The 14,988-nt window shown below is 62.3% G+C and carries 18 protein-coding genes and 1 pseudogene; 8 read left to right on the forward strand and 11 right to left on the reverse strand.

Features of this window, described 5'->3' with window-relative positions:
- A pseudogene (locus AACS24_RS17960) lies at nt 1-326 on the reverse strand (LysR family transcriptional regulator); the annotation flags it as partial.
- 193 nt (nt 327-519) lie between these two features.
- Here AACS24_RS17960 and AACS24_RS17965 point away from each other — a divergent pair.
- From AACS24_RS17965 to AACS24_RS17985, 5 genes are all read left to right on the forward strand, one after another.
- Nucleotides 520-918 (forward strand): DUF6404 family protein, encoded by a 399-nt coding sequence (locus tag AACS24_RS17965; protein ID WP_108571526.1) that lies wholly within the window; start codon nt 520-522, stop codon nt 916-918.
- Nucleotides 905-1,267, forward strand: a complete 363-nt coding sequence (locus tag AACS24_RS17970; RefSeq protein ID WP_108571527.1) for a VOC family protein — start codon at nt 905-907, stop codon at nt 1,265-1,267. Before AACS24_RS17965 ends, AACS24_RS17970 begins: the two co-directional genes overlap by 14 nt.
- 121 nt (nt 1,268-1,388) lie before the next feature.
- Nucleotides 1,389-1,685 carry a putative quinol monooxygenase gene (locus tag AACS24_RS17975; protein ID WP_108571528.1) on the forward strand — a complete coding sequence of 99 codons (297 nt, stop codon included), beginning with the start codon at nt 1,389-1,391 and terminating at the stop codon, nt 1,683-1,685.
- Nucleotides 1,686-1,731: 46 nt separating this feature from the next.
- On the forward strand, nt 1,732-2,535 hold the full coding sequence (gene dkgB, locus AACS24_RS17980) for a 2,5-didehydrogluconate reductase DkgB (RefSeq protein WP_108571529.1): 804 nt from the start codon (nt 1,732-1,734) through the stop codon (nt 2,533-2,535).
- 463 nt (nt 2,536-2,998) lie between these two features.
- The gene (locus AACS24_RS17985; protein WP_108571530.1) at nt 2,999-4,177 is read left to right on the forward strand and encodes an MFS transporter; all 1,179 of its coding nucleotides are present in this window, start codon (nt 2,999-3,001) and stop codon (nt 4,175-4,177) included.
- A gap of 97 nt (nt 4,178-4,274) precedes the next feature.
- Here AACS24_RS17985 and AACS24_RS17990 read toward each other — a convergent pair whose 3' ends face one another.
- The 8 genes from AACS24_RS17990 to AACS24_RS18025 all read right to left on the reverse strand — a co-directional run bounded on the left by AACS24_RS17990 (nt 4,275) and on the right by AACS24_RS18025 (nt 10,745).
- The gene (locus tag AACS24_RS17990) at nt 4,275-4,883 is read right to left on the reverse strand and encodes an HvfX family Cu-binding RiPP maturation protein (protein WP_033112922.1); all 609 of its coding nucleotides are present in this window, start codon (nt 4,881-4,883) and stop codon (nt 4,275-4,277) included.
- Nucleotides 4,880-5,674, reverse strand: a complete 795-nt coding sequence (locus AACS24_RS17995) for an HvfC family peptide modification chaperone (RefSeq protein WP_108571531.1) — start codon at nt 5,672-5,674, stop codon at nt 4,880-4,882. Before AACS24_RS17995 ends, AACS24_RS17990 begins: the two co-directional genes overlap by 4 nt.
- The gene (locus AACS24_RS18000) at nt 5,667-6,524 is read right to left on the reverse strand and encodes a DUF692 domain-containing protein (protein ID WP_108571532.1); all 858 of its coding nucleotides are present in this window, start codon (nt 6,522-6,524) and stop codon (nt 5,667-5,669) included. The genes AACS24_RS17995 and AACS24_RS18000 overlap by 8 nt, the downstream gene beginning before the upstream one ends.
- Entirely contained in the window at nt 6,512-6,841 is a 330-nt protein-coding gene (locus tag AACS24_RS18005) for a hypothetical protein (protein ID WP_033112924.1), read from the reverse strand. The genes AACS24_RS18000 and AACS24_RS18005 overlap by 13 nt, the downstream gene beginning before the upstream one ends.
- The gene (locus AACS24_RS18010) at nt 6,834-7,799 is read right to left on the reverse strand and encodes an MBL fold metallo-hydrolase (RefSeq protein WP_108571533.1); all 966 of its coding nucleotides are present in this window, start codon (nt 7,797-7,799) and stop codon (nt 6,834-6,836) included. Before AACS24_RS18010 ends, AACS24_RS18005 begins: the two co-directional genes overlap by 8 nt.
- A 108-nt stretch (nt 7,800-7,907) precedes the next feature.
- Entirely contained in the window at nt 7,908-8,018 is a 111-nt protein-coding gene (cydX, locus tag AACS24_RS18015; protein ID WP_033112926.1) for a cytochrome bd-I oxidase subunit CydX, read from the reverse strand.
- Nucleotides 8,019-8,034: 16 nt separating this feature from the next.
- On the reverse strand, nt 8,035-9,174 hold the full coding sequence (gene cydB, locus AACS24_RS18020) for a cytochrome d ubiquinol oxidase subunit II (protein WP_108571534.1): 1,140 nt from the start codon (nt 9,172-9,174) through the stop codon (nt 8,035-8,037).
- Nucleotides 9,174-10,745, reverse strand: a complete 1,572-nt coding sequence (locus AACS24_RS18025; protein ID WP_108571535.1) for a cytochrome ubiquinol oxidase subunit I — start codon at nt 10,743-10,745, stop codon at nt 9,174-9,176. Before AACS24_RS18025 ends, cydB begins: the two co-directional genes overlap by 1 nt.
- 122 nt (nt 10,746-10,867) lie before the next feature.
- Between AACS24_RS18025 and AACS24_RS18030 the strand changes: the two genes are divergently transcribed.
- A complete protein-coding gene (locus AACS24_RS18030) occupies nt 10,868-12,286 on the forward strand; it encodes an aminotransferase-like domain-containing protein (protein WP_108571539.1) in 1,419 nt (472 codons plus the stop codon).
- A gap of 70 nt (nt 12,287-12,356) precedes the next feature.
- Here the strand turns inward: AACS24_RS18030 and AACS24_RS18035 are convergent, their stop codons facing one another.
- Nucleotides 12,357-12,995 (reverse strand): tellurite resistance TerB family protein, encoded by a 639-nt coding sequence (locus tag AACS24_RS18035; protein WP_108571536.1) that lies wholly within the window; start codon nt 12,993-12,995, stop codon nt 12,357-12,359.
- Nucleotides 12,996-13,143: 148 nt separating this feature from the next.
- Here AACS24_RS18035 and AACS24_RS18040 point away from each other — a divergent pair, with 148 nt between their 5' ends.
- Together AACS24_RS18040 and rsmS are read left to right on the forward strand one after the other, a co-directional pair.
- Nucleotides 13,144-13,611, forward strand: a complete 468-nt coding sequence (locus tag AACS24_RS18040; RefSeq protein ID WP_047438978.1) for an acyl-CoA thioesterase — start codon at nt 13,144-13,146, stop codon at nt 13,609-13,611.
- Nucleotides 13,612-13,711: 100 nt separating this feature from the next.
- A complete protein-coding gene (rsmS, locus tag AACS24_RS18045) occupies nt 13,712-13,867 on the forward strand; it encodes a pleiotropic regulatory protein RsmS (RefSeq protein ID WP_080768580.1) in 156 nt (51 codons plus the stop codon).
- A 76-nt stretch (nt 13,868-13,943) separates the two neighbouring features.
- Here rsmS and AACS24_RS18050 read toward each other — a convergent pair whose 3' ends face one another.
- Nucleotides 13,944-14,786, reverse strand: coding sequence for a LysR family transcriptional regulator (locus tag AACS24_RS18050; RefSeq protein WP_108571537.1), 843 nt, complete (start codon nt 14,784-14,786; stop codon nt 13,944-13,946).
- Between the last annotated feature and the right edge of the window lie 202 nt (nt 14,787-14,988).

Here is a 14,988-nt window from a genome sequence, read left to right on the forward strand (position 1 = left end):
ACTAACCGGTGCAGGATAAAAGGGGTGGCGGCATCGACCCGCAATATGCCCTCCGGCTGTTCGCGACGCATCAGCAGCAGCCCCTCCGCCTCGCTCATCTCGGTCAGGATCTTCACAGCCCGCTGATAAAACCAGCTCCCCTCCTCGGTCAGGCTGACCCGCCTCGTGGTGCGATTGAGCAGCACGGTTGAGAGCTTCTCCTCCAGCCTTTTGATGCCGCGGCTCACCACCGAGTTGTCCATACCGAGGTTCTCAGCCGCCTGGCGAAAACTGCCCGCCTCCACCACCGCCACAAACAGGGTCAGTTCATCAGAATGGGTCTTCATTGCTGTTATCCGGACAAGAGTAATGGGACTTTATAGGCGTAGCCGCTCTGTATTGGCAAGCATTGCCTGATATGGCTTCACCGTCACGGCAAAGAGATAACGTGATGGCCAGCTCAAACTCTGCTCGGTGTTTGCCGGTAGAATGGGACAATATTGGTTCGTATGAAACCGAATAGAAACAAGGACGAACACGATGACATTTGAAGAGCGGCTGGCGGCAGCCCATCAGGAACTGGCAAGTAAAGGAGTATGGCAGTCCAACTACAATCCCCCCTTGTTCTGGTTATTGCGCCAACTTGGCTGGCCTGTCAAACCGCCTCACTACGAGAACTGGCTAACCAACTTGCTGGTATTTGGCGTCGGCCTTGGCCTGATCTGGAGCATTTTGTTGTGGTTGTTCAGCTGGCAATCCATGGGGATTGATCCGCTATTAGCTCTGCGCCACACAGCCCTGTTTGCTGGATTAACAGGCCTCATGATGGCGAGTCTCCTCTGGCTACGGCGCAAGCAGCTTAAACTGACCCCTTGGGAACAACTTACTGAGCCTACCGATACTGATGATGAGGGAGACGAACTGAATGAAAGCCCATGAAAAACTGAACTATGTGGAGTTTGCGGCCAGGGATCTCGCCGCGACCAAGGCCTTCTTTAAGGCCGTATTTGGCTGGCAGTTTGTCGATTACGGCCCCGACTACTGCGCCTTTGCCGATGAGGGGCTGGATGGTGGCTTCTATCGTGCCAAACAGTGCAGCCAGAGCGCGCAAGGCGGCGCCCTGCTGGTGTTCTACAGCGCCGATATTGACGCGACCCAAGCCAAGGTGAGCCAACACGGTGGCACCATCAACCGCCCTCTTTTCGATTTTCCCGGTGGCCGCCGTTTCCACTTTGTCGAGCCCAGCGGCAATGAGTTTGCCGTCTGGTCGGAACCCGCCAGCGCCTGATAATAGGGGGCCACAGCCCCCGATTGCTGTGCCTCTCTCAATTCACTGCTGCGCCATTAACCCTGTTTCCGGCAAGTCACGGCAGGCATACTGACCCTTCGTTTATGCCAAGGAGGTTCAGATGTCATCACCCGTTATTGTGATTGCCCAGCTTGAAGCCAGACCCGAATTCGCCGCCCAGTTTCGTGCCGCCCTTGAGCCGCTGATTGCGGCCACCTTGCAGGAGGCTGGCTGCCAGCGCTACCAGCTGCATCAGGATCTGGACAATCCCCACAGCTGGATGCTCTACGAGGTGTGGGAGAGCGAAGCGGCCCTCACCGCCCATCAGGGCCAGCCTCACTTTACCGAGTTTGTCGCCAAGGCCGAGCCCTGGTTTGCTGGCAGCACCATTCGCCGCTATCAGCCGCTGGACGCCTGATCCGCCGCGCCGCTGAACGCCCTTTGCAACCCGTTTGAGGAGTAGCATGATGAAGATGCCCAACCTGGGTCTTGGAACCTTTCGCCTGACCGGTCAACCCCTGCGCGACTCTCTGCTGCAGGGGCTGGAACTTGGCTACCGCCACATCGATACCGCCCAGATCTACGCCAACGAGGCCGAAGTGGGCCAGCTGATGCGCGAGAGCGGCGTCCCCCGCCAGGATATCTATCTGACCACCAAGGTGTGGACCAGCGAATTTGGGCCGGGCAAGGTAATCCCGAGCCTGGAGGTAAGTCTTGAAAAACTGGGCACCGACTATCTGGATCTGGCGCTGATCCACTGGCCCTCCCCCAAGGATGAAGTGCCGATGGAGGTCTATCTGGAGCAGTTGGCCGAGGCCAAAGCACAAGGCCTGACCCGCGAGATCGGAGTCTCCAACTTCACTGTGGCCCAACTCAAACAGGCCATCGAGATTTTGGGGTCCGGCGCCATCGCCCACCAGCAGGTGGAGATCCACCCGCTGCTGCAAAACCGCAAGGTGGTGGAGTTCTGCAAAGCTCACGGTATCGCCATCACCGCATATATGCCGCTCGCCTATGGCAAGGTGCTCACCGAGCCGCTGCTGATGGAGATCGGCCAGCGCCACGGCGTCTCGGCGGCCCAGGTGTCGCTGGCCTGGCTGCTGGCCCAGAATATGGCGGTGATCCCGAGCTCCACCAAACGGGAGAATCAGGCCGCCAATCTGGCCGCCCTCGATATCACCTTGAGCAGCAAGGAGATGGCCGCCATCGCCACACTGGATCGGGGCGAGCGCTGCGCCAATCCGGACTTTGCGCCGGATTGGGATTAAGCAGACACAGGCTCAGCGGTAGCAAGAGCGGGGACCATGAGCCCGCGACCAGCTCCCTTCTCCCGCAAGGGGAGAAGGGAGCAAATAACGCTCAATGACATTTTTCAGCAAAATCGGGAGGTATCATGCCTCCCGATTTTTTGCCCTTTAATCTCACTCTTTACTCACTCCAGCACGCACAGCAGGTTCAGCCAACCCTGTCGCCTTCCATTACCCCCGTCCCCGTTTCCTCTTTGTACCCTACTCGCTCAGCACGCTTTTACTCTGCTCTCCAGTCACTTCGCTCTCATCTCTCTTCCCCCCCTCTTTGCGACCACTATTGTCTCTCCCATTCCCCTCCCACTCATCGCCATTGTTGCTGATTTGGCAAAAGTAATTTGCTGTTATCGTCATTTTTGCCAACAAACCGCATCGGCATACTGGCGCCATTCTCCCGTCGGGAGTCCCTAACCAAGGAGTTGTTATGCCACTGGCGTTATTTGCCCTCACCTTAAGTGCCTTTGCGATCGGCACCACCGAATTCGTGATCGTGGGGCTTATCCCCACCATCGCCGAACAGCTCAATGTCTCGCTCCCCTCGGCGGGCCTTCTGGTCAGCCTCTATGCCCTTGGCGTAGCCATCGGCGCCCCCGTACTCACGGCGCTCACCGGCAAGGTGCCGCGCAAATGGTTGCTGGTAGGGTTGATGGCGCTCTTTACCGCCGGCAACCTGCTGGCCTGGCAGGCCCCCGGTTACGAGAGCCTGATTGTGGCCCGCATCCTGACCGGATTGGCGCACGGAGTCTTCTTCTCGGTGGGCAGCACCATCGCCACCGGCTTGGTCGCCAAAGAGAAGGCGGCGAGCGCCATCGCCATCATGTTCAGCGGCCTCACCGTGGCGCTGGTGACCGGCGTACCGCTTGGCACCTGGATTGGTCAGGTCTTTGGCTGGCGCGAAACCTTTCTGGTGGTGAGCCTGCTCGGCCTCGTCGCCATGGTGGGTAGCCTGCTGCTGATCCCGAGCAACCTGCCCAAGGGGGCGGCCTCCACCATCCGCGAACAGCTCTCGGTGCTGACCAAGAAGCCGCTGCTGCTGGTCTACGCTAAAACCGCCCTCGGTTACGGTGGCGCTTTCACAGCCTTCACCTTCCTTGCCCCCATCCTGCAGCAAATAAGCGGTTTTAGTGCCGGTGCGGTGAGCCTGATCCTGCTGGTTTACGGGGTATCGGTCGCCGTCGGCAATATCTGGGGCGGCAAGCTGGCCGACAAGATGGGTCCGCTGCCGGCGCTCAAGCTGCTGTTTGCAGGTCTCGCTGTGGTGCTGCTGGCCCTCACTTTCACCGCGCCGCATCCGGTGCTGGCGGTGCTGACCGTGCTGGTGTGGGGCGCCTTTGCCTTTGGCAACGTGCCGGGTCTGCAGGTACTGGTGGTCAAGCAGGCCGAACTGCACACACCCAAGGCGGTGGATGTGGCATCGGGTCTCAATATCGCCGCCTTCAACGTCGGCATTGCGCTCGGCTCCGTAGTCGGTGGCTTGGTGGTGGAGCACCTCGGTCTGATGCACACCCCCTGGATCGGCGCCCTTATCGTGTTGCTGGCCTACGGGCTGACCCATGTCAGCGAGCGCCGCGAAGCCGTCCGGCTCGCCGCCTGTCAGGCATAAGCTGTGCCAGCAGGCCGCTCTGCCTCTCCCGTCATAACATAAAAACGAGCGGCTTATGCCGCTCGTCTCTTTTCACGCTCTGTTATTTTGTCTGTTGTTATGCAGTGCGGGAAACCACCTCCCCCTTGCTCACTGCACGCTTGAGCCAGTAGTCGAGGCTGACATAGCGACCCCCGCCGTAAACCAGCAGCACCAGCAGCATCACGAAGTAGGTGGCGGCAAACTCCATCCCGTTGTTGAGCATCACGGGATCCCCGAGCTCGGTGATGTAGTTGTAACGACCGGGGAAGTTGGCGGCCAGCCACTCGATAAAGCCGTTGAGGCGCACAGTGGCCTCCATGCTGCCGGTGGCGATGGCGTCCCAGCCGTGCTTCCAGTGCACCATAGCGCTCGCCACGCTCATCAGGAAGATGGTGGGAATGGCCATGATGCGGGTAAAGAGGCCAAGGGCGATACAGATACAACCCAGCACTTCAGTGCCCGCCGCCAGAAAGGCGAGCAGGGTCGGGAATGGCAGGTTGAGTCCCCCTTCCGAGACCGGTGCGCCAAACCAGGCGACGGTGCCGGCAAAACCCACCACCTTGGAGTGGGCCCCCACATAGATGACCGGAATGAGATAGAGGCGAATGGCCAGCAGGGCCAGAAAATCGAGCCGTTTGCACTGGGCTACCGCCCGCTCGTACCACTGGATCAGGGTGTTGTTCATGGGAATTCTCCTTGGTGTTTGCTAGATGAGGGCAAGGGCGCGCCGGACTGGCGCTCGCCAACGGACAAGGTCAGCAGACCCAGCCGGTGAAAATGGCGCGCCCACTCGATCAGATCAAAGTCGCGGCGAACCTGTTTCACCTGTTGCAGGAACGCGGCTTGGGTGATCCCCGGCTGCTGTTGCAACAGCTGGATCAGCGCCACATCCCATTCGCGCAACCGCTGGGTCACCACCTGATGATCCGGGCTGCGAAACAGGCCATAGAAGTGGTTGCCCTGACGGGTCGGCACCACGCCGCTGCGACGAATGGCAAAGGGGAGCTCAAGCAGTTGCAGGGTGGGATTGAGCCGAAGTGGACTCTCCGCCATCACCTCCTCTCCCGCCATAACTTGCGGCACCACCCCTTGGTCAATCTCGACACAAAGGCAGGCCCACTCGTACTCCAACAGCGCCAGCCGCTGCTTGGGCCAGTTGAGGGAGCCCTCGCCGTGGCGATGCTGCACATAGCGGACAAACTCGGTGGCGATATGGTGAAACTCGGGAGCCTCGGCGCCGTGCTGGATAACAAAGCCCTCCACCAGCTGCCACCTGTCCACCGGCGCCCAGTGAGCGTGGGTGAGCGGAAAGGCGCTCTCCAGCACCGACTCCACATTGGCGCGCACGCTGCGGGCATAGTGACTGGCGATGCCATCCTGCGGCAGCCGTACCCGGCTCGCCAGCCAGGCGGTCTGCTGCTGCATCCACTGCGGCGCCGTTTTGGGCGCAGTGATCAGAGATAACCGTCTATCCATAGCGCACCTCCCGCACCTGACTGTCGAGCACCTCGCAACAGGCGCCGTGCACCCGCGCCAGCTCGGCCTCCAGCACTGCCAGCGGCGGCAGATGGTGATCCCGCTCCAGCAGCAGGGGGCGCAGGCCGTGGGTCTTCACCGTATAACGGGCCAGAGCCACCACCTCTTCGCAAACCGGTTTGCCGTGGGTATCCAGCAAGGTGCCGTCCGCCTCTTCCAGATGGCCAGCGATATGGAAATAGCGGATCGCACTGCTCGGCAGCCCGGCGATCATCCGCTTGGGGCAGTAACCGTGGTTGCGGCTGTTGACGAAGACGTTGTTGATATCGAGCAGCAGCTCGCAGCCGCTGCGCGCCACCAGCTCGGCGAGAAAATCCTCCTCCGGCATCTCGTGGTCATAGCCGTGGTAGTAGGAGATATTTTCCAGCACCAGCGGGCGGGCCAGCGCCTCCTGCACCTGCTCAATCCGCTCTGCCAGATAGGGAATGTTCTCCCACTGCCGCGGCACCGGTAAGAGCTCGTAGAGATAGCCCTGCTGGTCGCGGGAAAAGCTCAGGTGCTCGCTGTAGAGCCCGATGCCGAACTCATCCAGAAAGGTGCGGATCTGGCCGAGCAGGGCGCGGTTGAGAGGCAGACAATCGCCGAGGGAGAGGCTGAGACCGTGGGCCACCAGCGGGTAACGCTCGACCAGCTGATGCAACTGCGCCCGCTTGGCACCGCCGATGGCCATCCAGTTCTCCGGCGCCAGCTCGAGAAAGTCGATACCGGGGCGGATGGGGCCGGAGCAGAGCGCATCCAGATGCTCCTGCCGCAACCCGATCCCCCGACTGCGGGAGCTTATTGGCCGCATACCCCCTCCGTCATCTTGCTGCCCTTGCTGGATGTATCGCCATCAATCCCCTCTCCCGCCACGCCGCACTTGCCGTCACGGGCGCGCACCAGCCGCCCCTGCGGATCGCTGTCGAGGGCTTGCTTTTCAAAGCGCTTCTCGGTGCCGCACTTGCCCGCCGCACACTTGCCGCCGTGCTGTTCGCTGGGGGCAGCCTTGACCGGCGCATCGCTCGGGGTGGCCGCCAGCGCCAGTCCCGGGGTCAGGGCAATCAGGCTGGTCATGGCGATGGAGAGGGTCAGTTTGCCGGTGGTTTTGTTGCTGCTTGAGTTACTCATGAGTGGACTCCTTGACGGATGAAACGGGGTAGCTGGAGAGATCGCGGGCGGCCACGATCTGGCCATGGAACTGCTGTTTGACGATGGCCATCGCCTCTTTCTTGTGATTGAGGCCGACCCCCATCCAGTGGTTCAGCACCAGCAGCTTGGGGTTCACCTCGGCGGCAATCTTGCCCACCACCGATGGCTTGGCATGGAGCGAGGCGGAGACCGGGTCGGCCCCTTCGTGAATAGCCAGCGGCATCACCAGAATGTCGGCGCCCCGGGCAAAATCGAGGAAGGCGGGGTTGGAACCGTTCTGATCTGCCGAGATGACGATGCTCCCTTCGGCGCTCTGGATCCGGTAGGCCAGACAGGGCACGTCACCGTGGGGGATGCCGAGCGCGGTGATGGTCAAGCCATCCTGCTGATAGACGGTGTGGGGTTTTGGCCCCCGATAGGGGACATCAATCAGGGTGATGGGGAAGAGACCATCAGTGCCATCTTTGAAGCCGCTCAGGTAGGCATAAGCCCCCTTCTCCTTGTTGAAAAGGGCGTCAAAGTAGCCGCTCATGCTGGGGAAGGCCGAGCCAGCCTCGGGCCCCGCCAGATCCAGCGGATCGCTGCGCTCGAAGAAGTAAGCCCCCTTGAGCAGGGCGGGCAGGTCGGTCACATGGTCGGTATGAAAGTGGGTGATGCCGATAAAATCGACCTCTTCGAGCTTGGCCCCCGCCTGACCGAAGCGCAGGTAGACGCCGCCACCGGCATCGATCAGGATGCGGGATTTCCCCTTCCACCAGATCACCTCGCTGGAGGAGGCGCGCTGATCGTCGGAGATGGGGCCGCCGCTACCGAGCACCTGCAGGGTGAAGTTCTTGTCCAGTGGCGTCAGTTGTACGCCCTGGCTGGCGGCACCCGCCGGCGCGGCGGCAAGGGCGCAGCCGATGGCCAGCGCCACCGCTTTCAATGTCTGTTTCATATTGATTACCTGTCGGTTGAGTGACAGTCCGCGACTGTCAGTGAAGTGGCAGGGTGGTCGGGCGGCGCCACTGGCAGCCCGACCGGGCATGCGGGTCAACCCCGCAGATCAGTTCTGGTCGCGGTCAGCCGCTTCCCAGCGCGCTTCCAGCCAGAGCAGATTGCACAGCCCCAGCAACAGGGCAAAACCGAGCCCCAGTATCCAGGTGAAGTACCACATGGCGTCCTCCTTATGGTCAGTAGAGTTGATGGCCGTCGCGCTTGATGCGGGCGCGGTCGAGCTTGCCGCGCACCACCCGATAGACCCAGCCGGTGTAGCCAAGGTTGATGGGGAGCAGCACCAGCACGATGCCGAACATGATGGCCAACGTCTTGTAGCTGGAGGTGCCATCCCACAGGGTCAGGCTGCTCGCGGCATCAAGAGTTGAAGGGAGCACGAAGGGGAAGAGCGAGATGGCCACCGAGCCAAGCATGGCGATGCAGGCTACGGCGCTTGCCACCAGTGCCAACCGTCCGCGCTCCAGCCAGGCGGCAATCCCGCTCGCCAGCGGCGCCAGCGCGCCAATCACCGGCACCAGCCACAGCAGCGGCTGCTCGTGGTAGTTGCGCAGCCAGCCGGCGACATGGGGGGTGACCCCCTTCATCAGCGGGCTTAGCACGGCGTTGCCGTCAAAGGGCTGGCCCGCCAGACCGGTCAGCTGATAGCCCTGCAGATCCACCAGATGCCAGCCGGCAAGCAGGTAGAAAAAGGTCACCAGCGGGGCCAGCAGGATGGCGATACCCCGTGCACGCAGCGCGGGCGTTCCCGTTACCTTGGCTTGCAAAAAGCTGGCGCCGTGCAGCAGCAGCAAGGTGATGGCGGTAGCCAGCACCGAGAGCAGCCAGCCCCAGTGGAAGTCGAATGCGCCGTAGTGCAGGCGCAGCGCCGTGTCGAAGCGAAACGGCAAGCCCTGCATCACCAGACCGATGGCGGCGCCGAGGATCAGGGTCGGTATCAGGCCACCTGCCACCAGCGCCCGATCCCACCAGCGGCGCCACAGCGGGTCGGTCAGCTTGCTGCGGTAGTCAAAGCCGACCGGGCGCAGAAAGAGGCCGAGCAGCAGCACCACCATGGGGATATAGAGCACCGAGAAGGCGGCGGCATAGACTAGCGGCCAGGCGGCGAACAGGGCGCCGGCACCGGCAATCAGCCACACCTGATTGCCCTCCCACACCGGCCCCACGCTGTTGATCACCAGCCGCCGGTCGTCGTCATCCTGCGAGACCACCGGCAGCAGCATGGCGATGCCGAGATCGAAGCCATCCATCACGATAAAGCCGACCATCATGAAGAGCAGCAGCGCCCACCAGATGAGTTTCAGGGTTGCGTAATCCATCAGGCGATCCTCGCAAGTTCGGGTTGTTCACCGCTGTAGCGGCCGGTATGGAGAATGGCGGGCCCCTTGCGGATCACCCGGCGCAGCAGGAAGAGCTCCACCACCAGCAGCAGGGTGTAGATGGAGCAGATGGCGATGAGACTGAACCAGAGCTGGCCCGGGGTAAGCAGGGAGACCGAGGCCGAGACCGGCAGCACGTCGCTGATAGTCCAGGGCTGGCGACCAAACTCGGCCACAAACCAACCCGCCTCAATGGCGATCCAGGGCAGCGGAATGCTCCAGAGCAGGGTCTTGAGCAGGCGTGGCGAGCTCTGCAGCCTGTTGCGGCAGAGCTGGACAAAGCTCACCACCATCAGCCCCAGCATCGCGACGCCGAGCCCCACCATCAGGCGAAAACCGAAGAAGAGCGGCGCCACCTGCGGGATGGAGTCCTCCACCGCCTTGGCAATCTCCGCCTCCCCCGCCTTGGCGATATTGCTGGCATAGGGGGTGAGCAGCAGACCGTAGCCGAGATCCTTGCCGTGTTTGGCAAACAGCGCCCGGTTTTCGGCCGAGTCGTTGCCGGCGCGGATCTCTTCGAGGGCACCGGACGCCACCATGCCGCTGCGAATACGCGCCTCGTGCTGCACCTTGAGATCCTTGATACCGGTCACCGCCTCGTCGAGGGAGCGAGTGGCGATGATCCCCATCAGATACGGGATCTTGATGGCGGCGTGAGTGGTCTCCCCCTGCTGATCCGGGAAGCCGAACAGGGTGAAGGAGGCAGGCGCCGGCTCGGTGTGCCACTCCGCCTCGATGGCGGCGAGCTTCACCTTCTGCACCTCGCCGGTGCGATAGCCCGACTCATCCCCGAGCACGATGACCGAAAGGATGGCCGCCAGCCCGAAACCGGAGGCGATGGCGAAGGATCGCAGGGCGAACTGCACTTCCGTCTTGCGCAGCAGATACCAGCTGCTCACCCCCATCACAAACATGGAGGCGGCCACATAGCCCGCAGCAACGGTGTGAACGAACTTCACCTGCGCCACCGGGTTGAGCAGCACGGCGGCGATATCCACCAGCTCCATCCGTTGGGTCAGCAGGTTGAACTCGGCCCCCACCGGGTTTTGCATCCAGCCATTGCCGATCAGGATCCAGAGTGCCGAGAGGTTGGAGCCGAGCGCCACCAGCATGGTCACCAGCAGGTGCTTGCCGCGGGAGAGCTTGTCCCAGCCGAAGAAGAAGAGCCCCACCAGGGTCGATTCGAGGAAGAAGGCCATCAGCCCCTCGATGGCCAGCGGGGTACCGAAGATGTCCCCCACGTAGTGGGAGTAATAGGCCCAGTTGGTGCCGAACTGAAACTCCATGGTGATCCCCGTGGTGACCCCCATGACGAAGTTGATGCCAAACAGTTTGCCCCAGAAGCGGGTGATGTCCTGATAGATCACCTTGCCGGTCATCACATAGGCCGACTCGGCGATCACCAGGATCCAGGACAGCCCCAGGGTGAGGGGGACAAACAGGAAGTGGAACAGGGCCGTGGCGCCAAATTGCAGGCGCGACAGGCTGACCACGTCATCCGGATTGATCATGCGTCACTCTCTTTTGTTGTATTTGCCTTGCACGTTTCATGCAGGACAAGTACACCACGGGTCATGACACCTATAACAGATGCAGTTATATTGAATTACACCTATAACAGTTGATCCAGATCATGTCCCTTTATCAGCAGTTGGCCGACCGCCTGCAAAGCCAGATCGACGATGGCATCTGGCAACCGGGGGAGCGCATCCCCTCCATTCGCCAGAGCTGCAAGACCCACGGGCTCAGCCCCATGACGGTGTTGCAGGCCTATCAACTGCTCGAAAGTCAGGGGCGGATCCTCGCCCGCCCCCAGTCTGGTTACTACGTCAAAGCCGCCTCACCACAGCTCGTGCAGCACACCCCGAGCCAGACCCACTACAGCGGCTCGGTGGATATCAACGATCTGGTGTTCGAGGTGTTGCAGGCGAGCAAATCGCGGGATCTGGTGCCCCTTGGCATGTCGGTAGCAGACCCGACCCTGTTCCCCCATCCCCAGCTCGGGCGGGCGCTGGCCAGCTGCATGCGCAAGCTCGATCCCTTCAGCACGGTGGCCGACCTGCCCCCCGGCAACGAAGCGCTGCGCCGCGCCATCGCCCAGCGCTACGCCAGCGACGGGGTCGCCATCAACCCGCAGGAGATCATCATCACCACCGGCGCCATGGAGGCGCTCTCCCTCAGTCTGCAGGTGCTGACCGAGCCCGGCGACTGGGTGGTGGTGGAATCCCCTACCTTCTATGGCGCCCTGCAGGCCATCGAGCGGCTGAAACTCAAGGCGGTGGAGATCCCGGTGATCCCGGGCGTGGGCATCGATCTGGCGCTATTGGAAGATGCCCTCAGCCAGATGCCCATCAAGGCGTGCTGGCTGATGGGCAATGTGCAGCACCCGCTCGGCCACACCATGCCCGATGCACACAAACAGGGGCTGATGGCACTGCTCAACGCCCACAAGGTGCCGCTGGTGGAGGATGACGTCTATGCGGAGGTCTACTTCGGCCGCGAGCGCCCCAAGCCGATCCGCCACTGGGATCAGCGTGGCGACAGCCTGCTCTGCAGCTCCTTTTCCAAGTGTCTGGCGCCGGGCTTTCGGGTCGGCTGGGTGGTGGCGGGGCCCCATGCCGAGCGGGTGCAGCGGCTGCAACTGATGTCCACCCTCTCCACCAATGTGCCGAGCCAGCTGGCGCTGGCGGAGATGCTGCGCCAGGGCGGAGTCGATGCCCACTTTCGCCGCCTGCGCCACACCCTGGCCCAGCGCCAGCAGCAGATGCGGGCGGCCCTGCAACGGCTGTTGCCGGGCGAGGTGCGGATCTCCTCCCCCGATGGCGGCTACTTTCTCTGGCTGGAGTTTCCGCCCCGCCTCGACAGCCGCGCCCTCCATGCCATGGCGCTCGACTGCGGCTTCTCCATCGCCCCCGGCGCCCTCTTCTCCAGTCAGGGGCAACACAACCACTGCCTGCGCCTCAACAGCTCCCATCCCTGGAGCGAGCAGCTGGAGCTGGCGCTCCACCATCTTGCGGGCCTGATAAACCGGCAGCTGGAAACAGAGGGGTGATCGCCAAAGCGCAGAAACAACAACGCCCCTTGAGCGGGGCGTTATCGGCAATCCATGGCAGTGAAGGATATCAGGCGGGGGCGTTAAGCTGAGCTACCTGCCGCTCGATGCTTCCTTTGAGGTTGCCATCGAGCTTGAGAGCCCGCGCCAGCTCGTCGAGATAACCGCGCTCCATAAAGTGATCCACCTCGATGGCAAGCAGGGAGGCGAGATAGACCTCGGTGGCCAGCTCCATATCGGTCACTTCCCGCGCCAGCGCGTGGGGATCGAGGGGACGGGCCAGCTCGGCGTCAATCCAGCGTGCCACGTCACTCTGGCCCTGTTCGGTCAGGTACTCCTGAATTTTCTGGCGCTCGGCGCCGTCGATATGGCCATCGGCCCGGGCTGCCGCCACCATGGCGCGTACCAAGAGAGCCGAGCGGGCATCCAGCGCATTGCCTTCCAGGGTACTGACGGGATGGGTCGGCTGGGCAGGCGCCGACTGCTGGGCCTGCCAATCCTGATAGAGCTTGTAGGCCAGCCCGCCAAGGGCCGCAGCGCCGCCCACGGCAGCCGCCTTGCCGCCATATTTGCGCATCTTCTTGTTGCCCAGCAGCAGACCGAGCGCGCCGCCGGCCAGCGCCCCCTGCATCTGCCCCTTGCGCTTGTCTCCGCCTTCGTTGAGCCAGCCTTTGCCAGCCCCCAGCAACTGTTCCAGCATCTGTTTCATGGTGTCACTCCTGCGGGTCAAAAAAGTGAAATCGGGATGAATAGAGCCAGATAGTGACCCCGCCCCCCTGAATCGGGGATGAACCCTTGACCGGGCTGCCCGATGGGGCAAAGCTCAGGAAAACCCTTCAGGCAATAAGGATGTGACTGTGCCCAATCGCGAACTGACCCTGCAATTTCTGGCCGAACCCTCTGACGTCAATTTCGGCGGCAAGGTGCATGGCGGCATGGTGATGAAGTGGATCGATCAGGCGGGCTACGCCTGCGCCGCGGGCTGGTGCGGTGGCTATGCGGTGACCGTCTATGTGGGGGGGATCCGCTTTTTGCGCCCCATCCAGATTGGCCAGCTGGTTGAGGTGCACGCTCAGGTGATCCACACCGGCACCACCAGCATGCATCTGGCGGTGGATGTCTACAGCCGCCACCCCACCGACACCGAGCGCCACAAGACCACCCACTGCATCATCATCTTCGTGGCGATGGATGAGCAGGGCAAACCGACCCCGGTGCCCCAGTGGCAGCCGCTAAGCGAGAGCGATCTGCAGTTGCAGCAGTACGCCAAAAAGCTGATTGCCCTGCGCGAGGAGATCGACAAGGAGATGCGCCAGCACCTCTGACCTTGGTGCCTCACAGCCCGATACAGCGGGCGCTTTCGGCCAACGGCGGCGCCCCTGTATAATCCCCCCTCTTCCCGCAACCGAAACCGGAACCCTGCCCATGTCACTGGAAACTGCCCCGCCCGAGGTGAAACTCGCGGTGGATCTGATTGAACTGCTCGAAACCAATGAGCTGGCCCCCGAGCTGGTGCTGGCGGCGCTGGCCATCGTGAAACAGGATTACGAGCGCAAGCTGGCGGAGGGGAAGGATCACTGATCCCTCCCCGCACTTTTTCCGCCTTATTTTTCCGACTTCAGTTTTTCCCCACAGAAGTCTTTCCCCACAGAGCCACTCACTGCGGCCCCATCACCTCGTCGCAGAGGGCGATCAGGGCGGCGCTCAACCGGCTAAGCGGCTCGCCCCCATCCTTTGTCGCATGGAGCGCCAGCTCTACCGATGCCACCTTGGGCCACTGGGTCAGGGCCAGCTGATCGGCGGGCATCAGCCGTTTGGGCAGCAAGCTCACGCCAATGCCCGCGCTCACCGCCCCCTGCAAACTGGCGAGACTGGCACTGACATAGGCGACACGCCAGCGCCGCCCCAGACCATCGAGTGCCTCGGTCATCTGCTGGCGATAAAGCCCTTCGCTCGGGAAAGCGACCAGCGGCAGCGGGTCACGCCCCTTCGCCGGCCAGTCGCGACTATCGACCCACACCAGCGGCTCACGCCAGCTGGCGAGCGGTGAGCCCTGTCCGCGCACCTGCTTGACCAGCGCCAGATCCAGCTCCCCCGCGGCGAAGCGCTGCCAGATGTGGTGACTCAGGCCGCTCTCCACCTCCAGCCGCACTTCGGGGTAGTCGCGGGCAAAGGCGGCCAGCACCGGGGTGATGGCACCGGCGGCGAAATCCTCCGGCACCCCGAGGCTGAGCGATATGCTCCCCTCGCTCACCTGCTCCTCGGCCTGTGCCAGCAGTGCCAGAATGCGGCGGGCCAGCCCCAGCAGCTGCTCCCCCTCGGCCGTCGCCACCACCTGCCGACCGGAGCGGTCCAGCAGCGGGCAGCCAATCTGCTGTTCGAGCCTGCGCATCTGCTGGCTGATGGTGGATTGGGTCAGGTGGACCCGTTCACCGGCCCGGGTAAAGCTGCCGGTGTCGATAATGGCGACAAAACTGCGCAGTAACAGGGGATCCAGCATGGGCTTCTCCATTTATAAAACCACTGGAACTCATTTTATCATTTAATTTCAAAATGGTTTGTTTCGCCGCTAGGCTGGCATTTATTCTGTCAAATCAGGGTTTTTCATCATGTCTGCGCCCCTTGTTGCCTCTGCCAACGCCCGCCCGATCCCCTTCCCGACTCATCAGAGCTGGCTGGAGCAAGCGGTGCAACTGGCCAGA

The organism is Aeromonas sp. HMWF016 (assembly GCF_963878195.1).
Lineage (GTDB): Bacteria > Pseudomonadota > Gammaproteobacteria > Enterobacterales > Aeromonadaceae > Aeromonas > Aeromonas lacus.

Excerpts from the sequence above, each read along its gene's own strand:
- AACS24_RS17965 (WP_108571526.1), top strand. The coding sequence starts at position 520 with ATGACATTTGAAGAGCGGCTGGCGGCAGCCCATCAGGAACTGGCAAGT.
- AACS24_RS17970 (WP_108571527.1), top strand. The coding sequence starts at position 905 with ATGAAAGCCCATGAAAAACTGAACTATGTGGAGTTTGCGGCCAGGGAT.
- AACS24_RS17975 (WP_108571528.1), top strand. The coding sequence starts at position 1,389 with ATGTCATCACCCGTTATTGTGATTGCCCAGCTTGAAGCCAGACCCGAA.
- dkgB (WP_108571529.1), top strand. The coding sequence starts at position 1,732 with ATGATGAAGATGCCCAACCTGGGTCTTGGAACCTTTCGCCTGACCGGT.
- AACS24_RS17985 (WP_108571530.1), top strand. The coding sequence starts at position 2,999 with ATGCCACTGGCGTTATTTGCCCTCACCTTAAGTGCCTTTGCGATCGGC.
- AACS24_RS17990 (WP_033112922.1), bottom strand. The coding sequence starts at position 4,883 with ATGAACAACACCCTGATCCAGTGGTACGAGCGGGCGGTAGCCCAGTGC.
- AACS24_RS17995 (WP_108571531.1), bottom strand. The coding sequence starts at position 5,674 with ATGGATAGACGGTTATCTCTGATCACTGCGCCCAAAACGGCGCCGCAG.
- AACS24_RS18000 (WP_108571532.1), bottom strand. The coding sequence starts at position 6,524 with ATGCGGCCAATAAGCTCCCGCAGTCGGGGGATCGGGTTGCGGCAGGAG.
- AACS24_RS18005 (WP_033112924.1), bottom strand. The coding sequence starts at position 6,841 with ATGAGTAACTCAAGCAGCAACAAAACCACCGGCAAACTGACCCTCTCC.
- AACS24_RS18010 (WP_108571533.1), bottom strand. The coding sequence starts at position 7,799 with ATGAAACAGACATTGAAAGCGGTGGCGCTGGCCATCGGCTGCGCCCTT.
- cydX (WP_033112926.1), bottom strand. The coding sequence starts at position 8,018 with ATGTGGTACTTCACCTGGATACTGGGGCTCGGTTTTGCCCTGTTGCTG.
- cydB (WP_108571534.1), bottom strand. The coding sequence starts at position 9,174 with ATGGATTACGCAACCCTGAAACTCATCTGGTGGGCGCTGCTGCTCTTC.
- AACS24_RS18025 (WP_108571535.1), bottom strand. The coding sequence starts at position 10,745 with ATGATCAATCCGGATGACGTGGTCAGCCTGTCGCGCCTGCAATTTGGC.
- AACS24_RS18030 (WP_108571539.1), top strand. The coding sequence starts at position 10,868 with ATGTCCCTTTATCAGCAGTTGGCCGACCGCCTGCAAAGCCAGATCGAC.
- AACS24_RS18035 (WP_108571536.1), bottom strand. The coding sequence starts at position 12,995 with ATGAAACAGATGCTGGAACAGTTGCTGGGGGCTGGCAAAGGCTGGCTC.
- rsmS (WP_080768580.1), top strand. The coding sequence starts at position 13,712 with ATGTCACTGGAAACTGCCCCGCCCGAGGTGAAACTCGCGGTGGATCTG.
- AACS24_RS18050 (WP_108571537.1), bottom strand. The coding sequence starts at position 14,786 with ATGCTGGATCCCCTGTTACTGCGCAGTTTTGTCGCCATTATCGACACC.